At 58.7% G+C, this 21,486-nt stretch carries 23 protein-coding genes; 12 read left to right on the forward strand and 11 right to left on the reverse strand.

All coding sequences use genetic code 11. From position 1 onward, the window contains the following. Positions 1–6 precede the first annotated feature (6 nt). The 4 genes from DX909_RS19120 to DX909_RS29940 all read right to left on the reverse strand — a co-directional run bounded on the left by DX909_RS19120 (position 7) and on the right by DX909_RS29940 (position 2,243). Complete coding sequence (locus DX909_RS19120) at positions 7–309, reverse strand: DUF3817 domain-containing protein (protein WP_128546819.1); 303 nt, start codon at positions 307–309, stop codon at positions 7–9. 2 nt (positions 310–311) lie between these two features. Then, positions 312–776, reverse strand: a complete 465-nt coding sequence (locus tag DX909_RS19125; RefSeq protein ID WP_128546820.1) for a hypothetical protein — start codon at positions 774–776, stop codon at positions 312–314. A gap of 72 nt (positions 777–848) precedes the next feature. Next, positions 849–1,766 (reverse strand): AraC family transcriptional regulator, encoded by a 918-nt coding sequence (locus DX909_RS19130; protein ID WP_128546821.1) that lies wholly within the window; start codon positions 1,764–1,766, stop codon positions 849–851. Positions 1,767–1,775: 9 nt separating this feature from the next. Continuing rightward, positions 1,776–2,243, reverse strand: coding sequence for a winged helix-turn-helix transcriptional regulator (locus tag DX909_RS29940; RefSeq protein ID WP_128546822.1), 468 nt, complete (start codon positions 2,241–2,243; stop codon positions 1,776–1,778). A gap of 60 nt (positions 2,244–2,303) precedes the next feature. Here DX909_RS29940 and DX909_RS19140 point away from each other — a divergent pair, with 60 nt between their 5' ends. Then, entirely contained in the window at positions 2,304–3,173 is an 870-nt protein-coding gene (locus DX909_RS19140) for an SDR family oxidoreductase (protein ID WP_128546823.1), read from the forward strand. Between the two features lie 254 nt (positions 3,174–3,427). Here DX909_RS19140 and DX909_RS19145 read toward each other — a convergent pair whose 3' ends face one another. Next, a complete protein-coding gene (locus tag DX909_RS19145; RefSeq protein WP_128546824.1) occupies positions 3,428–4,153 on the reverse strand; it encodes a hypothetical protein in 726 nt (241 codons plus the stop codon). A 96-nt stretch (positions 4,154–4,249) separates the two neighbouring features. Next, positions 4,250–4,648, reverse strand: a complete 399-nt coding sequence (locus DX909_RS19150; protein ID WP_128546825.1) for an NUDIX hydrolase — start codon at positions 4,646–4,648, stop codon at positions 4,250–4,252. Positions 4,649–4,780: 132 nt separating this feature from the next. Between DX909_RS19150 and DX909_RS19155 the strand changes: the two genes are divergently transcribed. The 3 genes from DX909_RS19155 to DX909_RS19165 all read left to right on the forward strand — a co-directional run bounded on the left by DX909_RS19155 (position 4,781) and on the right by DX909_RS19165 (position 6,302). Next, the gene (locus DX909_RS19155) at positions 4,781–5,311 is read left to right on the forward strand and encodes a hypothetical protein (protein WP_128546826.1); all 531 of its coding nucleotides are present in this window, start codon (positions 4,781–4,783) and stop codon (positions 5,309–5,311) included. Positions 5,312–5,582: 271 nt separating this feature from the next. After that, entirely contained in the window at positions 5,583–5,813 is a 231-nt protein-coding gene (locus tag DX909_RS19160) for a helix-turn-helix domain-containing protein (RefSeq protein ID WP_229311109.1), read from the forward strand. A gap of 126 nt (positions 5,814–5,939) precedes the next feature. After that, the gene (locus DX909_RS19165; RefSeq protein ID WP_128546828.1) at positions 5,940–6,302 is read left to right on the forward strand and encodes a hypothetical protein; all 363 of its coding nucleotides are present in this window, start codon (positions 5,940–5,942) and stop codon (positions 6,300–6,302) included. Here the strand turns inward: DX909_RS19165 and DX909_RS19170 are convergent. Genes DX909_RS19170 through DX909_RS19180 form a run of 3 tightly spaced genes read right to left on the reverse strand, consistent with a single transcriptional unit; the run spans position 6,290 to position 9,029 of the window. Then, on the reverse strand, positions 6,290–7,063 hold the full coding sequence (locus tag DX909_RS19170) for a cupin domain-containing protein (protein ID WP_128546829.1): 774 nt from the start codon (positions 7,061–7,063) through the stop codon (positions 6,290–6,292). The genes DX909_RS19165 and DX909_RS19170 overlap by 13 nt on opposite strands. A gap of 23 nt (positions 7,064–7,086) precedes the next feature. Continuing rightward, a complete protein-coding gene (locus DX909_RS19175; protein WP_128546830.1) occupies positions 7,087–8,178 on the reverse strand; it encodes a GNAT family N-acetyltransferase in 1,092 nt (363 codons plus the stop codon). Positions 8,179–8,219: 41 nt separating this feature from the next. Continuing rightward, positions 8,220–9,029 (reverse strand): SDR family NAD(P)-dependent oxidoreductase, encoded by an 810-nt coding sequence (locus tag DX909_RS19180; protein WP_128546831.1) that lies wholly within the window; start codon positions 9,027–9,029, stop codon positions 8,220–8,222. 189 nt (positions 9,030–9,218) lie between these two features. On the opposite strand from DX909_RS19180, the gene DX909_RS19185 reads away from it, so the two are divergent. Further along, positions 9,219–9,935, forward strand: a complete 717-nt coding sequence (locus DX909_RS19185; RefSeq protein ID WP_128546832.1) for an SDR family oxidoreductase — start codon at positions 9,219–9,221, stop codon at positions 9,933–9,935. A gap of 2 nt (positions 9,936–9,937) precedes the next feature. Here DX909_RS19185 and DX909_RS19190 read toward each other — a convergent pair whose 3' ends face one another. Then, entirely contained in the window at positions 9,938–10,306 is a 369-nt protein-coding gene (locus DX909_RS19190; RefSeq protein WP_128546833.1) for a hypothetical protein, read from the reverse strand. Between the two features lie 65 nt (positions 10,307–10,371). Beyond that, positions 10,372–11,700, reverse strand: coding sequence for a DEAD/DEAH box helicase (locus tag DX909_RS19195; RefSeq protein WP_128546834.1), 1,329 nt, complete (start codon positions 11,698–11,700; stop codon positions 10,372–10,374). Between the two features lie 55 nt (positions 11,701–11,755). Between DX909_RS19195 and DX909_RS19200 the strand changes: the two genes are divergently transcribed. The 7 genes from DX909_RS19200 to DX909_RS19230 all read left to right on the forward strand — a co-directional run bounded on the left by DX909_RS19200 (position 11,756) and on the right by DX909_RS19230 (position 21,254). After that, positions 11,756–12,574, forward strand: coding sequence for an acetolactate decarboxylase (locus DX909_RS19200; protein ID WP_128546835.1), 819 nt, complete (start codon positions 11,756–11,758; stop codon positions 12,572–12,574). Between the two features lie 121 nt (positions 12,575–12,695). Then, positions 12,696–14,054 carry a glutamine synthetase family protein gene (locus tag DX909_RS19205; protein ID WP_128546926.1) on the forward strand — a complete coding sequence of 453 codons (1,359 nt, stop codon included), beginning with the start codon at positions 12,696–12,698 and terminating at the stop codon, positions 14,052–14,054. 47 nt (positions 14,055–14,101) lie between these two features. Further along, on the forward strand, positions 14,102–15,145 hold the full coding sequence (locus tag DX909_RS19210) for an aminoglycoside phosphotransferase/kinase family protein (protein WP_128546836.1): 1,044 nt from the start codon (positions 14,102–14,104) through the stop codon (positions 15,143–15,145). A 225-nt stretch (positions 15,146–15,370) separates the two neighbouring features. Next, a complete protein-coding gene (locus tag DX909_RS19215) occupies positions 15,371–16,219 on the forward strand; it encodes a TIGR01459 family HAD-type hydrolase (RefSeq protein ID WP_128546837.1) in 849 nt (282 codons plus the stop codon). A gap of 87 nt (positions 16,220–16,306) precedes the next feature. Continuing rightward, positions 16,307–18,034 (forward strand): GMC oxidoreductase, encoded by a 1,728-nt coding sequence (locus DX909_RS19220; protein ID WP_128546838.1) that lies wholly within the window; start codon positions 16,307–16,309, stop codon positions 18,032–18,034. A gap of 169 nt (positions 18,035–18,203) precedes the next feature. Next, on the forward strand, positions 18,204–18,530 hold the full coding sequence (locus DX909_RS19225) for a PadR family transcriptional regulator (protein WP_128546839.1): 327 nt from the start codon (positions 18,204–18,206) through the stop codon (positions 18,528–18,530). Between the two features lie 3 nt (positions 18,531–18,533). Further along, complete coding sequence (locus DX909_RS19230) at positions 18,534–21,254, forward strand: ABC transporter permease (RefSeq protein WP_229311110.1); 2,721 nt, start codon at positions 18,534–18,536, stop codon at positions 21,252–21,254. The last annotated feature ends 232 nt before the right edge of the window (positions 21,255–21,486 follow it).

Below are 21,486 nucleotides of genomic sequence, written 5' to 3' on the forward strand. Positions count from 1 at the left end.
GTGGTTTTACCGCTTCGACAGAATCCGCCGGTCGATATAAAACGTTCCGAAGGGAATGAAACAGGCCAGGATGACTTTCCAGGTCGTATCCCGGAAGTTCCATTTCCGCTCCACCCCGACATGCAGCGTCTGAAAGATAAACAGCAGAAACAGCAGGCCGTGAACCGGCCCGATGAGCCGAACCAGCGACGGGTCTTTCCAGACGTATTTCAGCGGGACGGCGATACCGATCAGGAGCAGCAGGGAAATGCCTTCCAGGAAACCGAGCAGCCGAAGCCGCCCGATGGGGGTCGTAAGCAGGTGTGTCATGGTTAAAAAGAGCGGAAATAGGGACGATTGGCCAAAGGAGAAAACGGCCAGGGAACGGCCAGAAAAATGAGCACCAGCGCGGCTACGTACCAGCCCGTCATGGTCCGGAATTTCGAGCGGGGGGTGGGCTTCCGTTTGGCGGCCGCCGAGCCGATGGTGATCAGGACGATGGCGAGCGTCATCAGAATGACGTGGATCAGCCCGAAAAAGCGAAAATCCGGCACCCGCACGGCCTCGGTGTAGTTCGAACGAAAATACCGGATCAGGGGGCTGGAAAAATAAAGGGTATACCCGACCATCAGCTGGAGGTGGGCAATGGTGGCCGTCAGGTGCCGGATGCGGTTATCGAAAGCCGTGAACGGGACCCGCCCCGACCAGCCCCGGACCCCCCGCCAGATAGCGTAGGTCAGACTAAGAAGAACCAGCCAGCGAACGGCCGAATGAACCACTAACAGAATCGAACTCATGGGTACGGTGTTTATTCCGCCACAAAGTTCGATTCCGGAAAGGGACCCACGTTAGGACAAACGGGGCCACCTTCAGGACATTTCAATCCTTTTACGAAAAGCCGTCGGCGTCAGACCTTCGTATTTCCTGAAAAGCCGGGTGAAGTAGGAGGAGTCCGACAGCCCGACCTCGGAGGCAATGGCCCCGACGGAAAAATCGCTCTGACTGAGCAGCACCTTCGCTTCGGCCAGGATGGCCTCGTCGATCCAGCGGGTCGGGGATTTGCCGGTAACCGACCGGACGGTTTTGTTGAGGTGATTGGGCGTTACACCGAGCTGGGCGGCATAGTCGCTGACGAGGTGCCGGGTTCGGGCCTGGGTGAACACCAGCTCCCTGAACCGGTTGGTCAGCATCACGGCGGTGGTCCGGCCGGAGGGCGAAACCGGGTGGTAGGCCCGGCTGACCTCGATCAGCAGCGCCGTCAGGTACGCATGAATCAGGTCCGGGTTCTGAAGCCCCTGGCGGGAATATTCCGTCCAGAGCCGCTCCAGCAGATTCCGCACAAAACCGGACGTTTCGGCATCGGGGACAATCCGGGGATTGCCCCACACCTTCAGAAATTCAAATGGTTTCTGAAACCCGGACCGGCCGTTCATTCCATAGAAAAAGTCGTCGTGGAAATTGAACAGGAAGCCGCAGTTGACGTCATTTTTCCCGAAAGAAAATACCTGACCAGCCGGCACGAACAGCATCTGCCCGGCCTGAATCCGGTATACCTCCGCTCCGATTTTCATGGCCGCTTCGCCTTCCGTCAGATACAGGCCCGAATGGGTCAGAGAACGGGAAGCCGGCACCGCCCGCCGTAAATGTCGGTACATCTCCTCCACCCGGACGATGAAGAAATGCGTAAAGTCCTGCCGGAGAAGGCTTTGCAGGCGCTCCTGCGGCAAAAATTCCCGGGTCCACCGCTGCGGGTCGTAGACTTTGATGCGACTATCCTTCGAATCCATCGCGTCCGGTTATCTGCCTTTTCTGCGGGAACTCCGGCGCGCATCCAGAATGGAGGTGCCGTTGAGGGTGGCCCATTCGGTCAGCAGGGATACCTGCTCCATCAGGCTGCGGCCCAGCGGGGTCAGGTCATATTCCACCCGGGGCGGCACCTCGGCATAGATCCGGCGGCTCACCAGACCGTCTTCTTCGAGGTGGCGGAGGGTGACCGTCAGCATCCGCTGGGAGATGTCCCCGATGCGGTGGCGGATTTCGTTGAACCGCAGCGTGCCGTAACCGCCCAGGAGCAGGATCGTCAACAGACTCCATTTATCCGAGATGCGGGCGATGACGTCCCGAACCGGGCAGGGGCCGTTGCGGGTCTGCTGGGCCTCCTCGAAAATTTTCCGAAATTTTTTTTCGCCGGAACCCCCGTCAAATTCAGCAATAGTTACAGCCGTGTGCCTATCGAACACCGCTGTGCCTTCTTGTGGTGCCATTGGTTACTATTTAGCTTTGAGTTCCTAAAAGTAACTATTGAAAGTAAAAATCACGAAAAAATGGCACAGAAAATTCTGGTAACCGGTGCCACCGGTACCATCGGCCGGCCGCTGGTCCGGCAGCTTCAGCACCTGGGAGCTTCCTTCGTTGCGGGCGTTCGTCAACCCGAAAAAGCCGCCGAAACCCTCGGGCTTTCCGCCGACCGGATCGTTTCGTTCGACTTCTCCGACCCGGCCACGTTTGCCGGAGCCGTCGAGGGGGTCGACCGCATTTTTCTGCTCGGCCCGCCCCTGCGGCTGGACCTGACCGAACTGGTAGCCCCCTTCATCGATTTCCTGCGGGACCGCGGCATCCGGCGGGTGGTTTACCTTTCGGCCCTCAGGGAAGAAAAGATGGGCGACCAGCTGAACTTCCACAGCCGAATCCTGAAGAAACTGGAGAACGACGGTTTTGAAACCACGGTGCTCCGGCCGACCTTCTTCGCTCAGAATTTCCGGAATTTCGAATGGGAGAACATCACCCTTCGGGGAATCACCTACGTTCCGGCCGGAACGGGGCGGGTAGCGTTTGTGGACGCGGAGGACATTGCCGCCGTGGCCGCTGCGGCCCTGACGCAGGAAGGCCACATCGGAAAAACGTATGAACTGACCGGCCCCGAATCGCTGACCCATTTCGAAGCCGCCGACCGGCTGACGGAGGTAACCGGGCGCACGGTAGTCTACCCGAATCCGAGTCCGGAAGAGTATACCGAAACGCTCCGGGCTTCCGGCGCTCCGGATTTTATCGCCCCCTACATGATTACCGCTTATTCGCTGGTGCGAAACCATCTGGTCGATCTGGTCACATCGGATGTGGAGAAGGTCACCGGCCGGAAACCGACTTCGCTGAAAACCGTTCTGGAACGGGAGTTCCAGTCGGTACTTTCCTGATCAAAAAAGGACTGCACGACGAATCGTCGTGCAGTCCACCGGTTCCAGCGGCTTTTCCCATCACCTCCGGGATCGGCCCTCCCGACCGGCCGCGGGGGCGGTTCCGGCCGTCACGCATTGGTTAGGTTTGAAAAGCAAAGCTAAGGACCCGACGGCACCCCGGTTACCGATTCAGGCCCAACCGTTTCTGTCATTATTTAAACCAGCGGGTCCGAAGTACGAAGTGCCGGCCCCCGGTTTTCAGGCCGGTACCGTCAAACCGGTTTTTCCCGTTTGGGCCGGGGGGGATGGAAGGGCGAAATCCGGTCTTTACGGGTCAGCATCCGCCAGAAGTCCGTCGCCATGGCCGGATACACCGTGATCCCGAAGCTGTAATAAATGCCGTTGAAATTCTGGTCGATCGCCGTCTGGAAGACCGAATACCGGTAACCCATCTGCACGCTGAATCCGACCCAGCGGGTGGCTTTCCACTGGCCGTAACCCCCGACCTGGACGGGCACGAAGAAATCCCGGCGCGTTCGGTCCACTGGCAAATCCCGGGTCAGGTCGCGGGGCATGGCGTAGGCCACTCCCCCACCCACCTCCACCGGGATGCTCACCTTCCAGCGCCGGTTGTTGGTCAGATTGTACCAATACAGAAGGCTGAGGAACCAGAGATCGGTGCGGGTGTAGTAGTCGAGGTTGATGCGCCGGGCGGCATCCCGTCGCCAGTCGATGAGCCGCAGGTAGACCGCGTAATTCAGCCAGTAGTAGCCCAGGGTAACCTGATGCCGCTTGGCCCCGTATTCAATGCCCGCGTTGACGCCCCAGACGTTGACCCGCCGTTTTTCGAGAAAGGAAGTCCGGAAATCGAGGTTGAAAGCCGGAGTGACCGGATGCCGGGCCGGCCGGACCGAGTCGGCGGGCAGGGCCGATACTCCCCCCGACGAATCCGCCGGATTCGAAAACCACAAACAGACGCTGAGAACAAAAGCAACCATAGACCCGGACGACCCGGCACCGATTTCGGTGGGGGTTTTCGATATAAAACTCCGAAAAAGGGCTAAACTCCCGATGAAAGTGAGATTAAAAGTAGTTTAAACCAGCCACCCTTTTTCTTTCAGAGCATCGAAGATCAGCCGGTCGACCTCCGAAATCCGGTCTTTGTCGGCGTAGGTAAGCCACCGCACTTCCTCGATTTCGGAATCGGCCCGGAGGGAACCTGAGTAGGTGGCCCGGTAGCAGGTCATCTGCACGAGGGTTCCCTCCGGGTGGCCGTGGGCCTGGGCGGTGAAGACCCCGAACAGGTCCAGGGAGCCGGGGTGCAGATCGATGCTGAGTTCTTCGCGGACCTCCCGGCAGAGGGCCTCCTGATCGGTTTCACCGGGCTCCCGTTTCCCGCCGGGGATGTAATAGGTGTCCTTTCCCCGGGACCGGGTTGACAGGATGGTGTTGTCTTTCAGCTCGATCCAGGCCAGTTTGTCGATCAGTTTCATGAAGCAGTGGGATTTGCGCAAAAGTACGGAAAAGGCAGGCAGGTTAAACCGATGCTCCATTAAACAGAAACCTTATTATATTTGCTTGCGCACACATTTTTTAGCAACTAATTGCTCATTTTCGTAAATTAGATGTCGACACCAGAGAATCCTACGGAGCTTGAATTTGAAATTGACCGATTAACCAATTCCGTTCAGGATACCGTTTCCGGGGAGTCTTTTGAAACAGAAGTTCATCTCATCACTCGAACCGACTTGAAAATGGTTACCAGAAAAAACGGATGGAAATTCAACTGGAGGAAAGAATTTGGTGATGGCCGAAAAACCGTATGCAAGCTCACCCTGTTTAATGACCCAGAACTTATTCAGGGATTGCTCAGTATCTCTATTGAGCCTGACCATGTCTACATGCACTTACTTGAAAACGCACCATTCAACGTTGGTTCGAAAAAACGTTTCAATGGGGTTGCCGGAAACCTGGTGGCGCATGCATGCCGGGTTTCGTTCCAGGAAGGTTTTGATGGATTCGTAGCGTTCACTTCAAAAACACAATTAATTGACCACTACAGAATTGTACTTGGGGCAGTTTTGCTAAATGGACAGCGAATGATCATTCCGGAGAATGCGGCTCGGCAGTTGGTCCGTAAATATTTCAAACAATAACATGTATGGCAATTATCAAAGAACCGAACGGCATCGATTTTTCAATTAAAAGCATGCCGCTTACCGATCAGGCCCGAAGCGAAATCAGCAATTTCATCCAATCTTATAAGGCGGCTTCCCGTAAAAAGAAAGGGAGTGCAAAAGGCAAAGCCTCAGGTCTGAAACCCCTTTAGAACCAAGCTTCTCCCGGTTTTGCTTTTGCTGGTCGGGGTATGCATTCCTGTTCAGCGCTGTAGGAAAACTTTCGATATATAGTAAGTTTCCGCTACCTTTGCTGCAAACTTATGGTTTGATGCCTGACATTATCCATGAAGTTGGTCACCTAATAAAAAAAGCCAGGATCGAAGCCGGGTTAACTCAAAAAGAACTTGGTGAACGATTGGGCGTGGGTGAACCAACGATCAGTAAATATGAGAGAAACGGTCAAAATCTTACCATTCAGACCCTGAAAAAGGTGGCTGATGCTTTAAATGTCGAACTTAAAATCACTTTCCATAAATAGAATATTTTTTTAACGCTTTACTTGCCATATATAGAAACTAAAGTATTTTTGCCCACAGAAAAACCCCAACGCGTATGTCTGGACAACTCGGCGATGGGGCACGTGCTACAAAAAACCAGTCAGTTTATGAACACGGAACAAAAATACGGAGCATCCGGCTTCGGTGCAAATCATTCTGCTTCAAATCCTAAAAAAACCGAATCTTCTTCGGAAACCGGGCCACTCCCCCACCTTCTCATCCGCTCCTCCGGCCCACCGCGCGACGGCATCCCCGGCCTCCTCGACGATTTCTTTCAGGCCAAAGGCATCGGCCCCGTGGTCGATACCCTCTGCGAAAACCTATACCGCTGGCTGCACTGGGCCGAAACCTCCGAAGACACCGTGCCGGCCGACGTGCGGCTCAACCACCTCTGGCTTTCCCTCGAAGTCCTGAAATTTCAGGTCGACCTTTACGAACGCTGGGCGGCCGGGGCCTCTCACTCAAACTGAAACGCGAAATACAGACAACGGGTGGCGCTGGTGTTGCGGATGGCGTGGGGAACGTTGGATTCCAGGAAAATCAGGTCCCCGGCGGTGGCTGCGTGAAGCTTCCCGTCGATGCTTTCCTCGGCGCTCTGCTCGATCATCAGCAGGATTTCGGCGGCCCGGTGCGTATGGGGCGGGTGGCTCCACAGGCCCGGATTCAGCGTCGTCACGTGCATCTCGAAACGTTGCGTCATGGCCGTGGCGCGGTCGAACATCCGGCGGATGCCGCCCTTGTCGTGGCCCTGAAACGGGACTTCGTTCCAGTCGATCCAGAAGGAGCCGCCCGCCTTCCGGCCCCGTTCCGAATCGGCCGGGGCGCGGGATTCGTAGCGCATGACGTAGTAGGTGGCCGGCCCTGATCCCCGGTTTTCAAAGCCGTGTTCGTCGCCCGGCATGATGAGCGCGACGCTGCCCGGGCCGAGCGTTTGGGTCCGGCCCGCAATCGTCACGGTCAGTTCGCCTTCCTTCATGAGGATCAGTTCCTCGTCGGCGTGCCGGTGGGCCGGATGGGGGGCCTGCCGGGCGGGCAGGGTGGTCGCGTGGATTTCCAGCCGACGGAAATCCCGGGTCGGCCCCTTCAGCAGCTGCCGTTGATCCGAAGTCCCTTTCCGGACGACCGGCGTTTCATTCCACACGTAGACGCCCGAGGCCACCGAGTCCACGGTCTGGGCGTTCAGCCGGAGGCCGATCAGGAGCAGGATACCGAGAATCGAAAATGCTTTCATTCCGAAGGGTTTAGACCCTCAAGTTACCACAAAAACCGGTCATACCACACCTGCAAAGACGCAGGCAGTTCCGGACATTCTCCGCTCCGCTTCGGCTCTTGCCGCAGAATAAACCAGTGGTCGAAATCCCGGAGAAACCGATCCGGCAGCCCGGTTTCGGCGGGCGCCTGCGGACTAAGGATCATCAATGAGCCGGCCGGCCCGAAGGCCAGCAGGGAATACCGGCTCAGAAAGCGACGGCAGGACGGATGGCCCGGGTCGAGCAGCAGGAACCGGTATCCGAATCCGGAAGGCCCGGCCTGTACCCGCCCGCCCCATTTGGCTTTGAACCGGAGAACGCCGTTTTCCAGGTAGGCAGGGGTGCCTCCGAGCTGAAGTTCGGTTTTTCCGAGGGCTATCGCCCGGCGGATCGTGAACCAGTAGGCGGCCGGAATGGCCCCGGCCTGCACCCAATGCGGGTCGTTGTCGAGCCAGCCGAGCCGCATCAGCTCATAGTCGCTCTCCCCGATTCGGTTCAGAAATGCCGCCACACAGCGCCCTTCCAGCCAAACCTGGATGAACTCACAGGCTCCGGACCGCATCAGGTCGGTGACCCCGGCTTCGGGCATGATGTAGGCTTCGTCGCCGTGGCGACCCCGCATCGAGGGTTCGTAATAGCGACGGTAAAATTCGCCCGCCCAGCCGGGATCGGTCGTAATTTCAAAGGCAAACGAGCTTCTTTCGGCTTTCCGGACATCATTTTTCCCGGACCGGGGCAGGTGTTCGAAAAAGATCCGGGGATCATCGGGAAGCGGAATGGTCAAAGGCACATACCGGGGAACCCGCAGGGCCTTTTCCGCCCGATCCTCCGGCAGGTCAAGGTCCGAGACCACCACCAGGCCGTGTTGTTTCAGGAGGCCCGGGGCCAGGGCCGTCCCTCCGCCGTAGAGGTGGCTCCGGGTCACCGGCGGTTCGTGTCCGTTCGGGTAAAGCCGGTTGTAGGGATGCAGGTCCCGCGGATTTCCCAACAGAGCGAAACCGTCTGGACCGGCAGCCAGGGTCCAGTAGGTATGGTTCCGGCGGAAGAGGCTCAGCCGGTTTTTCAATGGCCGGAACAGGGCCGGGAACGCAATCATTCAGCAATCAGGTTCAGGAACCGCAAAGGTAGCGAATCCTTTTACCGAAACCGTGAACTCATGCCGCCGTCCATGATGAGGGAATGCCCGGAAAGATATGGCGTCCCTTCCGAACAGAGCCACAGGATACCCTCCGCGGCTTCGTCCGGGGCGCCGATCCGGCCGGCCGGAATCATCTGAAGGTATTGACTGCGAATCGCTTCCAGCGCTTCCGCACTGCCGTCGGTCTGCCCCTGAAACGCTTTTTGCAGCAGGGGCGTGTCGAATGCGCCCGGAACCAAGGCGTTGATTTTAATGCCGAAGCGGCCGTATTCCTGGGCCGCCGATTTGGTCAGCGCCAGGGCAGCCGCTTTTCCGGCCGCATACAACGACCCGCCCGCCACCCCGCCCAGCGCATTGATGGTCGAGACATTGACGATGGACCCGCCGGCGGGCTTCTGTCCCAGCATTTGGGTAATCGCCCGTTTCATCAGCCGCCAGACCGCCTTGCAATTGACGGCCAGAGCCTCCTCCAGCTCCTCTTCCCCGAATTCATGAAGCGGTTTTCCTACTCCTGCCTCCCCGGCCGCGTTGTTCACCAGCACATCCAGCCGGCCATGCCGATCGGTCAGCGTCCCGAACAGGGCGTCGACGTCCCGGGCGATAGCCAGGTCGGCAGCCACAAAATCAACCTTCCCGGCCATTCCGGCACCGTTAAGGGCCGCGGCCACCTGCCGGCCGCGGTCGGCATTTCGGGCCGTGATCATCACCGTGGCCCCGGCCTGGGCGAAGGCGCGGGCGGTCGCTTCACCGATCCCGGAGGTTCCGCCGGTAATCAGGGCCACTTTTGCCGTAAAATCAAATTGAACCATCGGTCGTTTTTTAGGACAAAGGAAAGCCGTTAACCGGCTGATGGTAGTCGGTTTACCCGGCGATTTTATCGGTATTTCTTGAGACAGACTGCGGGTGGAAGCGGGTTGGGAAGCCGGAAAGCGGAAACTTTCAAACGGACGGGGGAGTTATCACCGCAGTCTTTTTACTCTTACCGGTTTACACACAGCATGGCAGAAATCATCAAAACCGCCCTCGTCACGGGGGGCACGAAGGGAATCGGCTACGGCATCGCCGAAGCGTTGATCCATCAGGGAATTCGGGTAGCGATCACGAGCCGGTCGCAGGAAGCCGCCGACGAGGCCGCAGGCGCACTGAACGGGATTCGCGAGGGTTTCGCGCTCGGCATCGGCGCCGACGTGCGCGACCTGACCTCCCAGCAGCGGGCGGTCGATGCGCTGCTTCAGGCCTGGGGGCGCCTGGATTACGTAATCGCCAACGCGGGCGTCGGGCACTTCGCTCCCATTCAGGACCTGAGCGCCGAAGAGTGGCATGAAACCATCGACATCAACCTGACGGGCGTGTTCTATACGCTGAAAGCCGCCGTCGATCAGCTGAAGCAGAACGAAGGGTATTTCATCACCGTCGCCAGTCTGGCCGGCACCAACTTCTTCGAGAACGGAGCCGCCTACAATGCCAGCAAATTCGGACTCGTGGGCTTCACCCAGGCCGCCATGCTCGACCTCCGGAAGTTCGGCATCAAGGTGACCACCATCATGCCCGGTTCCGTCGCCACTTATTTCAACAACCACCAGCCGAATGAAAAGGATGCCTGGAAAATCCAGCCGGAAGACATCGGCCGGATGGTCGTGGATCTCATTCGGATGCCGGCCCGGACCCTCCCGAGCAAGATCGAGGTGCGGCCGACGATTCCGGGCGGCCGTTGAGCCTATTTGCTTACCACCTGGACCAGATACCTCTTGCGCACTTTCCCCGGACCGGCTTCTCCGGCCGGTTTTTCGCTGAAGACCACCCGCGCCGTACCGTTGGTGACGCCCTTGATCTCGAAGACCGAAGGGCCGGCGTTGCGAGGCTGGAGGGTGTCGACCGCCGGACTCACCAGCCGTTTCGACACCTCGACGACCTCGTTGTTTTCGGAGGTACCGATAAGCTGGAGGCTCGCGTCGCCCCGGCCGGAGAGTTTCACCTCACGGACTTCGCCGACCTCCACCCGGATGCGCTGCTGGCGTCCGGAACTACAGGCGGTCAGCAGACTGAGGCCGAGTGCGGAAAAAAGAAGGGTTCGATATGCTTTCATACCGCTATAACCGGGTCGGGGGGGCTGCGGTTTGAATTCCGCCGGATCGGGACAAAAACGGCCTTTCAGGGCCGGACAAGCTCGATCCGGTATTTTTTTCCTTTCAGTTTCTCCTCCCGAACCCGGTCGAGAACCCCGGTGGCACGGTCGGCTTTTACGGCGGCAAAGGAGAGAAAATCACCCACTTCGACCCGCCCCAGTTCTTCTTTCTCCAGCCCCCCCTTCTGAAGCAGAAACCCGACGATGTCGCCCCGGGCTATCTTGTTTTTGCGCCCCCCGCCGATGGAGAGGGTGCGGAATTCGGGCGGCCCGGGCAGGTCCGGATTTTCCGGAAGGGGAACGGTTTCCAGATCGGCCGGGACGTAGGAAGGCCGTTTTTCCTCTCCGTACAGCATCAGGTAGGCGGTGCCGGTGGCGTGCATCCGGGCGGTGCGGCCGTTGCGGTGCAGAAATTCGCTTTCCTGAACCGGAAGCTGATAGTGAATGACATGTTTCATTTCGGGAATATCCAGCCCCCGGGCCGCCAGGTCGGTCGTGACCAGATACCGGACGCTGCCGTTGCGGAACAGAATCAGCGCCCGCTCGCGGTACGCCTGCTCCATTCCGCCGTGGTAGACCGTCGAGCCGATGCCTTTGCGGTTCAGCGACTCACTGATCCGTTCGGCGGCCTCGCGGTGGTTGCAGAAAATCAGGGCCGGTTCGGAATGCAGGGTTCCGAGCAGCCGGTACAGGGTCTCGGTTTTATCCTTCTCCTCCGATACGACCAGCCGGAGCGTCAGGCCGGAAGCCTCCGCCGACCCGGCCGGAAAGGAAAGCCGTTGTGCTTCCTGCAACCCGGTAAAAGCCGGTATTTCGGTTCCGGCCGTGGCCGACACCAGCACCCGTTTCCGCAAGCCGGGCAGGGCGCGGATCACCTTCTCCATCTGTTCCTGAAACCCCAGTTCCAGCCCCTTGTCGAATTCGTCGAGAACGAGAGTCTGCACTCCGCTGAGGTCCACGGTGGAACGTTCGAGGTGATCGGCCAGGCGGCCGGGGGTGCCGATCAGGAGAGCCGGCGGCTCACTCAGGTTGCGGATTTCGGTCGCCATCGGGTGTCCGCCGTAGCAGACATTTACCTTGAAACCGGTCGCCATGGTTTTCCAGACCTGTTCGATCTGCATCGCCAGCTCGCGGGCAGGCACGATCACCACGGCCTGGACACCGGCCCCGTTCGGGTCGAGAAGCCGGTACAGGGGCAGCAGGTAAGCCAGCGTTTTGCCCGTTCCAGTCGGGGCATCCAGGATCACGTCGCCGGGTTGTTCCAGGATGGCCCTTCCGGCGGCTTCCTGCATCGGATTCAGGGCCTCGATGCCGAATTTTGGCAGGATTTGTGTGTAAGACGGTTGGGGATTCATGAAGTAAAATTAATCCGAACGATTCGTTTACTTTGCAACGGACACCCTCGATTTTATGAAGAAAAATCTACCCGACTTCTCCCGGCATCTGCTTTTCCCGGCTCTATTCCTGCTGACGGGCTTCGGCTGGAACGGCTGCTCCCGCAAAATCGAGCCGGTGCCGGAGGACGACACCCTCGACTTCGTCTACCAGTATTCGGTCATCAGCGCCCTTCAGGCCGGTGTATTCGACGGCAACCTCCCCTTCGGACGGCTCAAGACCAAAGGGGATTTCGGTCTGGGAACGTTCAACCGGCTCGACGGCGAACTGGTGATCGACCAGGGCAACCGCTACCGCGTCCGCTTCGACGGAACGGTAAAGGACGTTTCGGACCTGGATACCACCTCCTTCGTGGTGGTGAAATTTTTCAAACCCGATACCACCTTCACCGTCAACACCCCGGCGACCCGGCTTGACAGCCTGCAAAAACAGATTGCCGGGGCGCTCCCGGCCAACCAGCTGTACGCCATCCGCATCAAAGGGCGGTTTCCGACCGTGACGGCCCGGGCCCCGGCTCCGGCGGCCAAACCGTTCCCGACCCTGACCGAGCACCTCATGCGGAACCAGTACCTGTTCAACCTCACCAATACCAGTGGGGTGGCGGTCGGTTTTCTGGTGCCGAAGTATATGGAAAAGACCAACCCGCCCGGCTTTCATTTCCATTACCTTTCCGACGACCGCAAAACGGGGGGCCATGTCCTCGACCTGACGGCGGGCAGCGTCGTCGTGGAAATCGACCGGGCACAGGGCTACATCGTGGAAGCCAATACCCATGCCGGTTACAACCGGGTGAAGCTGGAGTCAGGGAACGACTCCCTTCCCGTTTCGTTTTAAACCGGAATGCCGGGCCGGAGGGGCGGTAGCCTGCCGGAAATCCCGCCCGAATCTTTACCTTTGCCCGCCGGCCGGCAAGGCCCGCCCGGAACAGCCACCGGTTCGAATGCAGAAGACCGCCATGACGCCACAGCAGATTGCCGAATACATCCAGCAGAACGACGTTCAGAAGATCCGATTTGCCTTTGCCGACATCGATGGGGTACTGCGCGGAAAGATCATCCATCGGAAAAAATTCCTGGAGGGGCTGGAAGCCGGATACGGTTTCTGCGACGTGGTCTTCGGCTGGGACATCCACGACGCCCCGTATGACAACGTCCGGCTGACGGGCTGGCATTCGGGCTACCCCGACACGCCGACCCGCATCGACCTCGGCACGTTCCGTCGGATACCCTGGGAAGACGATCTCCCGTTTTTTCTGGCGGATTTCAGCCGTCCCGACGGTCCCGACCTGCCCGCCTGCCCGCGCAGCCTGCTGAAGCGAATTGCCGCCCAGTGCCGCGACATGGGCTATCACGCCGAATTTGCCCAGGAGTTCGAGTGGTTCAACTTCCGGGAAACCCCGCAGACGCTGCACGAAAAGGGGTTCCGCAATCCCGAGCCGCTCACGCCCGGCATGTTTGGTTATTCGATCCTCCGCCCCTCGCTTGAAAGCGCCTTTCATCAGGACCTGTTCGATCTGATGGCCGGTTTCGATATTCCGCTGGAAGGGCTGCATACCGAAACCGGGCCGGGCGTTTATGAAGCCGCCCTCTTCCACGACGAGGTGGTCCGGGCCGCCGACAAGGCCGTCCTTTTCAAAACGGGCGTAAAGGAAATCGCCTACCGTCATGGTCTCGTGGCCACGTTCATGGCAAAGTGGAACGCCGACCTGCCCGGCTGCTCCGGCCACATCCACCAGAGCCTTTGGGACCCGGAAAACACCCGGAATCTGTTTTACGCGCCCGACCGGCCCAATCGCATGAGCGAGCTGTTCGAGCATTACGTGGCCGGCCAGCTTCACTGCCTGCCGCAGATTCTGCCCATGTTCGCCCCGACGATCAACAGCTACAAGCGGCTGGTGGAAGGCGCCTGGGCGCCGACGACCGTTACCTGGGCCATCGGGAACCGGACGACCGCCCTGCGGGTGCTGAACGATTCGGAGGCTCATACGCGGGTCGAACACCGGGTGGCGGGGTCCGACTCCAACCCCTATCTGGCGCTGGCCGCTTCGCTGGCGTCGGGTCTGTACGGCATCCGGAATCGTCTGCCGCTGACCATCCCGCCGACGGAAGGCAACGGCTACGCCGACCTGCGCAACGGCCGGCTGCCGGCCAATCTGTGGGAAGCCACGCAGGTTATGAAGACCTCCGAACTGGCCGCCGACCTTTTCGGAACCGGTTTTGTGGAGCATTTTACCGCCACCCGCGAATGGGAATGGCGGCAGTACGCCCGCGCCGTGAGCGACTGGGAACTGAAACGATATTTTGAACTGGTATAGCGGACGGGCAGGTTTCCCGTCTCCTACCAGCCAACCCCTGAAAATGTATGCGAATTATCGATTACCCGGCGATTATCCGGAAGGCGTGGGAAGGGTTCGACGCCACGCAGACCATCCAGACCATTGAAGACATCAGCGCCCGCGTTTCCACCAACCACGTGTTCCGCGTGCGGCTGGACAGCGGGGATATCGTGATTGCCAAGCTGTCGTATTTCGGGAAGTACGAACATTTCAAGGAAGACCACCGCATTATCCAGGCCCTCGCCAACAACCTGCTTTACCCCTTCGAGAATGTGCTCGCCAAATCGCTGCTGAAGAATAACCAGGTTTATACCTTTCGCTATAAAGAGGGTCTGGTGGATGCCTGGGTGGTATTTTACAATCCGATCCGGACGATGCACAAGATGCCGCGCCGGCTCGACGAACACCACATCCGGCGGCTGGGCCAGGAGATCGGGCGGTTCCACAAGGCCTGTGCGCGGGTCAGCCCGGTGCTGCCGAAATCCTCCAAAACGCTGCGGTCCGACATCCGCGACCTGCGCGAAATCCTGGACACGGAGGAAGGCCAGTATGAACACCGGATGCACATCGGCATCCTGAAGCGGCAGTGCGATGTATTTCTGGAAAACCGCCAGAAGCTGGTGGCGGGGGTGGTCGAAACCATGCCGGTATTCGTCGACTGGAACATCGGTAACTTCTCGGTGACGGAAAACCTGGAGCTGTACTCCCGCTGGGATTATGACTGGTTCCGGATCAGTTACCGGGTGATGGACTTTTACTTTTTCAGCCGGGTGGTTTCCGACATCGGAGACCGGACGGTGTTCAGCTACGTCATCGGGCCGCTCATGGAAGACCGCTTCCTGCTGTTCCTGAAAGAGTATCATCAGGTTTACCCGTTGACGCCCAACGAAATATATTTCATGAAGGAAGCCTACCGGTTTTTCATCCTGAATTACGTGATCAAATACGGCCGGTATTTTTTCCACCGGACCTACGCCACTAAATTACAGCATGAAGCCTTCGAGACATATTTCCGATCCATCGACGAGCAGTTCGACGCGGAGAAGATTCTGAGGGCTTTGAATATTTAATTTCCAGCCCCTACAGGGATTGGGAAGCCCTTTGTCATCCCCGCCGGTTTGTCATCCCGGGAAACGAGGGATCTGGCGGCTGAATGACCCATCTGACCGGGCGCCGAAGCACAAGATCCCTCCTCCGTCGGGATGACAAAAGGAGTGGGATGACAAAACCCCTTCCCCAAACAACCTCTCAGGGGTTTAGGGGTAAAACCGCATACAACCAAATAGCACACAGGTATGGAACTGACCGATTTCAAAACGATTGTCGCGGATTACAAAGTGATTTTCTTCGATGCCTTCGGCGTACTGAAGACGTACAACGGTTTGATTCCGGGTATCCAGAAGACTTTTTCTTACCTGAAGGAGAACAACAAGGACTTCTACGTGCTGACGAACGATGCGTCGCGCAGCCCGGAGCAGCTGGCCGAGTCCTACCACCGCATGGGCCTGACCGACATCGTTCCCGACTGCATCATCTCGTCGGGTATGCTGGCCCGGGAATACCTCGAACTGAAAGTCAACCATGGGACGGTGGCCTACCTCGGCACGGAGGACTCGGCCCATTACATCGAAACCGCCGGCCTGACCACCCTGTCCATCCGGGAGTTATCTCTCGAATCCATTTCGGAAGTGAACGCCCTGGTGCTGCTCGACGACGAGGGTTTCGACTGGAACACCGACCTGAACAAGACGGTCAACCTGCTCCGCAAGCGGAACATCCCGGTGATCGTCGCCAATACGGACGAGACCTATCCGGTGTCGAAAAACCGCATCGCCATCGCCATCGGCGGGCTGGCCGAAATGATCGAAACCATTGTAGCCAAGCGCTTTATCCGGTTCGGGAAGCCCGACGCCCAGATGTTCATCTTCGCCTACGAGCACATCCGGAATGCGCCTTCCATCCACAAGAAAGACATCCTGATGGTCGGCGACACGCTGCATACCGACATCATCGGCGGCAACAAGTTCGGGCTGGATACGGCGCTGGTCCTGACGGGCAACACCCAGGCAGAAGACGCCGAAATCCGCATCCGCTCGACGGGCATCATCCCGACCTACATCTGCGAGTCGGCGGTAATTGAGTAAGCGAAAGCCGATTTACTTCATCGAAAACCATTTAATTCCACTCTCCGATCGGATAATCCCGTACCTTTACTCCTTTCCAGTTCACCGATGATTCAGGAAAGGAACAAGGGGGTGCCGGAGCAGACGCCCGCCCGGTTCGACGCCATCGTGGTCGGGTCGGGAATCAGCGGGGGCTGGTCGGCGAAGGAGCTGTGTGAGAAGGGATTGAAGGTGCTGCTGCTGGAACGCGGGCGCATGATCGAGCACGTGAAGGACTACCCGACCGCCATGATGGCCCCCTGGGAGTTTCCGCACCGAAATCAGGTGATGCCGGAGGATCTGCTTAAAAAATACCCCGTTCAGAACCGCACCGGCTTCGCCATCACCGAAGCCACCCATCATCACTTCGTCAACGATCTGGAGAACCCCTATGTCGAGGAAAAGCCGTTCGACTGGATTCGGGGGTATCAGGTCGGCGGGCGCTCGCTCATGTGGGGGCGGTATTCGTTCCGATTCTCCGACCTCGACTTTGAAGCCAACGCCCGAGAAGGCATCGCCACCGACTGGCCCATCCGGTATAAAGACCTCGCCCCCTGGTACGACTACGTCGAGACATTCGCCGGGATCGCCGGTGACCGCGACGGCCTGCCCCACCTGCCCGACGGCCAGTTTCAGCCGGCCCTGCCCGACAACTGCCTCGAAGCCCATTTCCGGAAAACCGTCAACGCCCGGTTTCCCGACCGGAAGGTGATCTCGGCCCGGGCCGCCCACCTGACCGCCCCGACGAAGGAACAAACGGCCCTGGGACGGGCCAGCTGCCAGTTCCGCAACCTCTGCATGCGGGGCTGCCCCTACGGCGCCTATTTCAGCACGCAGTCGGCCACGCTGCCGGCCGCCCGCCGGACCAGGAACCTGACCGTCCGGCCGCACTCGATCGTCAACTCGATCATCTACGACGAGAAAACCGGCAAAGCCGCCGGGGTCCGGGTCATCGACGAAACGACCGGCCAATGGCACGAATTTTACGCCAAAATCATCTTCCTGAATGCGTCGGCGCTGGGGTCCACGTTCATCCTGCTGAACTCCGGATCCGCCCGGTTTCCAAACGGCATGGACGACAGCGGGCAGTTGGGTCATAACCTCATGGACCACCATTTTCACGTCGGGGCGCGGGCAGATTACCTCCACGACCTTGACAAATACTACTACGGACGCCACCCGGCCGGGCTGTACATCCCCCGGTTCCGGAACCTGGGAACGGACCGGCAGCCGTTCAAACGCGGCTACGGCTTCGAAGTGTATACCAGCCGTTCCAACTGGGAGCATTCGCTCGACGAGGAGGGTTTCGGACCGGAATTCAAGGAGATGGCCGGCAGCTTCGGGGGCTGGAACATTACGCTCGACGCCTTCGGCGAATGCCTGCCCTATTTTGATAACCGGGTATACCTCACCGACGAGGTGAAAGACAAATGGGGCCAGCCGGTTTTGAAAATGGACGTTCACTACCGCGAGAACGAGACGCTGATGCGGAAAGATGCGCAGGAACAGGCGGTGCGGATGCTGGAAGCGGCCGGATGCAGCCACATCGAAGGCTTCGACAGCCAGGCCCACCCCGGTCTGAGTATTCACGAAATGGGTACGGCCCGGATGGGCAGCGACCCGAAAACCTCGGTCTTCAACCGCTACAACCAGCACCACGCCGTCAAAAATGTGTTCTGCACCGACGGCGCCTGCATGACCTCCTCGCCCTGCCAGAATCCGTCGCTGACCTACATGGCCCTGTCGGCCCGGGCCGCCGATTATGCGGTCAGGGAACTGAAAAAAGGCAATCTGTAAGCCGGAAAACCGCCCGCCGATCCTGTCCAGATCCGTACAACCGACTGTCCGTTTCTGGACAGGATCAACTTTTCAAGTCGGCTAAAATCGCTCTTTCTGCACTCAGATCGCACTTTTCTCAAATTGGCAAGGCATTTGTTTAGCAAATAATAATCAAATCGGAAGCACGATGGGCCGGGCCTATTTAGGAGAATTTGAAGAACTGGTTCTACTGACGGTGGCGGTCCTGGACGGCAACGCCTATGGGGTGACCATTGCCGCCGAACTCAAACAGCGCACCCGGCGAACCATCAGCCTGAGCGGGGTGCATATCGCTCTCTACCGACTGGAAGAAAAAGGGTTCGTGCGGTCGGAGCTGGGCGGAGCTACCTCCTCGCGGGGCGGCCGCCGGAAACGGCTGTTCGGGATAACGACGGCCGGCCGTCAGACGCTGGCGGATATGCGGGACGTCCGCAACGACCTCTGGAACGCCATCTCCTCGCCGTCCCTCTCCTGACCCATGAAAAACCACCCCCAACTTCCTCCGGCCTGGGCCGACCGGCTCCTGAAGTGGCTTACTCCACCGCACCTGCGCGAGGAACTGCTCGGCGACCTCCATGAACAGTTTGCCGAACAGGCGGAAGCCGTCGGCAGCCGGAAAGCCCGACGGCTTTATGCGCTGGAAGTATTAAAATTTGTCCGTCCCTTTTATATCCGGGAGCGGCTTCGGCACCTGGCCCGGCTGTCGGAACCCGACGCTGGATACGCACGAAAGGAAATTCATCGACCTGCCTTTTTCCACCCTACCGATATGTTCAGAAACTACCTGAAAATCGCCTTCCGCAACCTCTGGAAAAGCAAGGGGTATGCGGCCATCAATGTCGTCGGCCTTTCCGTGGCCTTCTGCATCTGCCTGTTCCTGTTCCTGACCGCTTACCTGCAACTCACCTACGACGCCTTTCACCGCGACGGGGATCGCATCTACCAAACCTATTTCGTTGCCAATGACCCCGAACGGGTCAGTAAAACCGGAGGGATGCCGCTTCCGCTGACCCCGGCCCTGAAGTCCGAATTTCCGGAGGTGGAAGCGGCTGCCCGGGTCCTTTCCGGCCGAAAAAGCTCCGTCGAGTGGAAGGGAAAAGGGTTTGAAAAGCTCGTCCTAATGACGGACCCCGACTTTTTCAAGGTCTTTACGTTTCCGATGGTTAAAGGGAATCCGGACGTAGCCTTGCTGGAGCTTTCCAGTATCGTGCTGAGCGAGACGACGGCCCGCACGGTGTTCGGATCGGAGGACCCGATCGGGAAGCCGATTCAGATCGGAACCGGTCCAGACCGAAAGCAGTATATCGTCAGCGGCATTGTGGCCGATCCTCCCCTGAACTCTACCATTCAGTTCGATGCGCTGACGCGGATCGAGAACCGGCCGGGCTATGCGTCCGATAAGGACAACTGGAATGCCAATTCCTCCAGCGTTTTCATCAAAACCGCCCCCGGGGTGGCGCAGGCATCGGTCGAAAACCGCCTGAAACCGTTTATCCTGAAATACCTGGGCGGCACCATCGAGGGCCTGAAAAAAAAGGGCGCCCGCCCGGACGACCGGGGCGACCTTTTCGCGCTGAGGCTTCAGAAACTGGCGGACGTTCATTTTAGCCGGGAGATCAACGGTGGGAAAGGGGCGCCCATCGCCCTGATCTATATCCTGATCGGAATCGGAGCCTTTATCCTGCTGATTGCCTGCATCAACTTCATCAATCTGAGCATCGCCCGCTCCTTCACCCGCGCCCGGGAAGTGGGCGTGCGGAAGTCGCTGGGCGCTTTGAAACAACAGCTTTTCGTTCAGATCTGGGGCGAGTCTTCGGTGGTCTGTTTCGTCGGTTTCGGCACCGGGCTGCTGCTGGCTTTTTTTCTCCTGCCGACCTTCAATGCCGTGTTTCAGAGCCGCCTGTCCCTCGACCATGTGTTCGAGCCGGGTTTTCTGGCCGTAATTCTGGGCGTTTTCCTGCTGGTCTCCCTGCTGGCCGGGGGCTACCCGGCGCTCCAGATGGCGCGGTTCAACCCGGTGGAGGTGCTGAAGGGCAAAGTCTCGCTGAAGCGTCCAGGCATTCTGCGCAATTCCCTCATCGTGACCCAGTTTGCCATGTCTACCCTGCTGGCCTGCGCCACGGTGGTGGCCATGCAGCAGGTGCGGTTTCTCCGCCAGCAACCGCTCGGATTTCAGTCCGAGCAGGTGGTCAGCCTTCCGGTCGGCAGCCAGTCGGACGGACGGCAGGTGCTGCAACGGCTGCGGGCGCGGCTGGCCGACGACCCGGCGGTGGTCTCCGTAACCGGGTCCGGCGTCAACCTCGGCCGGGGCAAAGACAGGGTCAGTTCCCGGAGCGTTTTCGGCTTTACCTATAAAGGCAAAGGCGTGGCGACGGACTGGCTGCTGATCGATTACGACTATTTGAAGACCCTGAATATCAAGCTGCTGGCCGGCCGTGATTTCGACCCTGCCTACCGGACCGATTCCGTCAGCCGGATCATCGTAACCGAACGCATGGCCAAAGCGCTCGGCCTTAAAAACCCGGTCGGGGCCTTCATCAAAGACGATTCCGATACGACCGGCACCCCCATGCAGATCATCGGGCTGGTTCAGAATTTCCGGTTGTATTCGCTGTCGGAAGAAGAACGGCCCATTACGATGCACCTCTCCCACTCCGAACCGATCCACTATATTTTCGTGCGGGTGACGCCCGGGAGCCTGTCGGTAACGATGGACAAGCTGAAGGCGGTCTGGAGCGAGGTGGCCCCCCAGTCGGAATTCATGGCTTCGTTTCTGGATGAGAACATCGACGCCTGGTATCAGAACGAAGCGATGATGTCGCGGCTGTTCAGCGTCGCGGCCGGCATTGCGATCCTGCTGTCCTGCATCGGCCTGTTTGCGGTGGCGCTGATGGTGATCGAACAGCGGACGAAGGAGATCGGCATCCGGAAAGTGATGGGTGCGGGGGTAGCCGGCATCGTGCTGATTCTGTCGAGGGATTTCGTCAAACTGGTGCTGATTGCGCTGCTCATTTCCCTTCCGCTGGCCTGGTTCGGGCTGACGATGTGGCTGAATAATTACGCCCAGCGCATCGAACTGAGTCCCTGGGTGTTCGGCGGCATCGGCCTTTCGGCCCTCCTGATCGCCCTGGCGACGGTCAGTTACCAGAGCATCAAAACCGCCCTGATGAACCCCGTCCGATCCCTGCGGAGCGAGTAAGCGGTTTGTTGATTCGACAAGTTTTCGCATTCATTCCTGAAGACCAGCCAAAAATCAAGGGGAGGGCTGGCCCTCCCCTTGATTTTTGGCTGGTCTTATCTATTCCTGTAGGGCTATGAGAGGGCTTTCTTTTATCCAAGGCCGGATGGACTGGCTATATATCCAACTGATTATAAGTCATTTATTTACAAATTACTTCCGACTCCCTCCAAAGATTTCTCAAGGGCAATCA

The sequence above is a fragment of the Larkinella soli genome, assembly GCF_003703975.1.
GTDB lineage: Bacteria > Bacteroidota > Bacteroidia > Cytophagales > Spirosomataceae > Larkinella > Larkinella soli.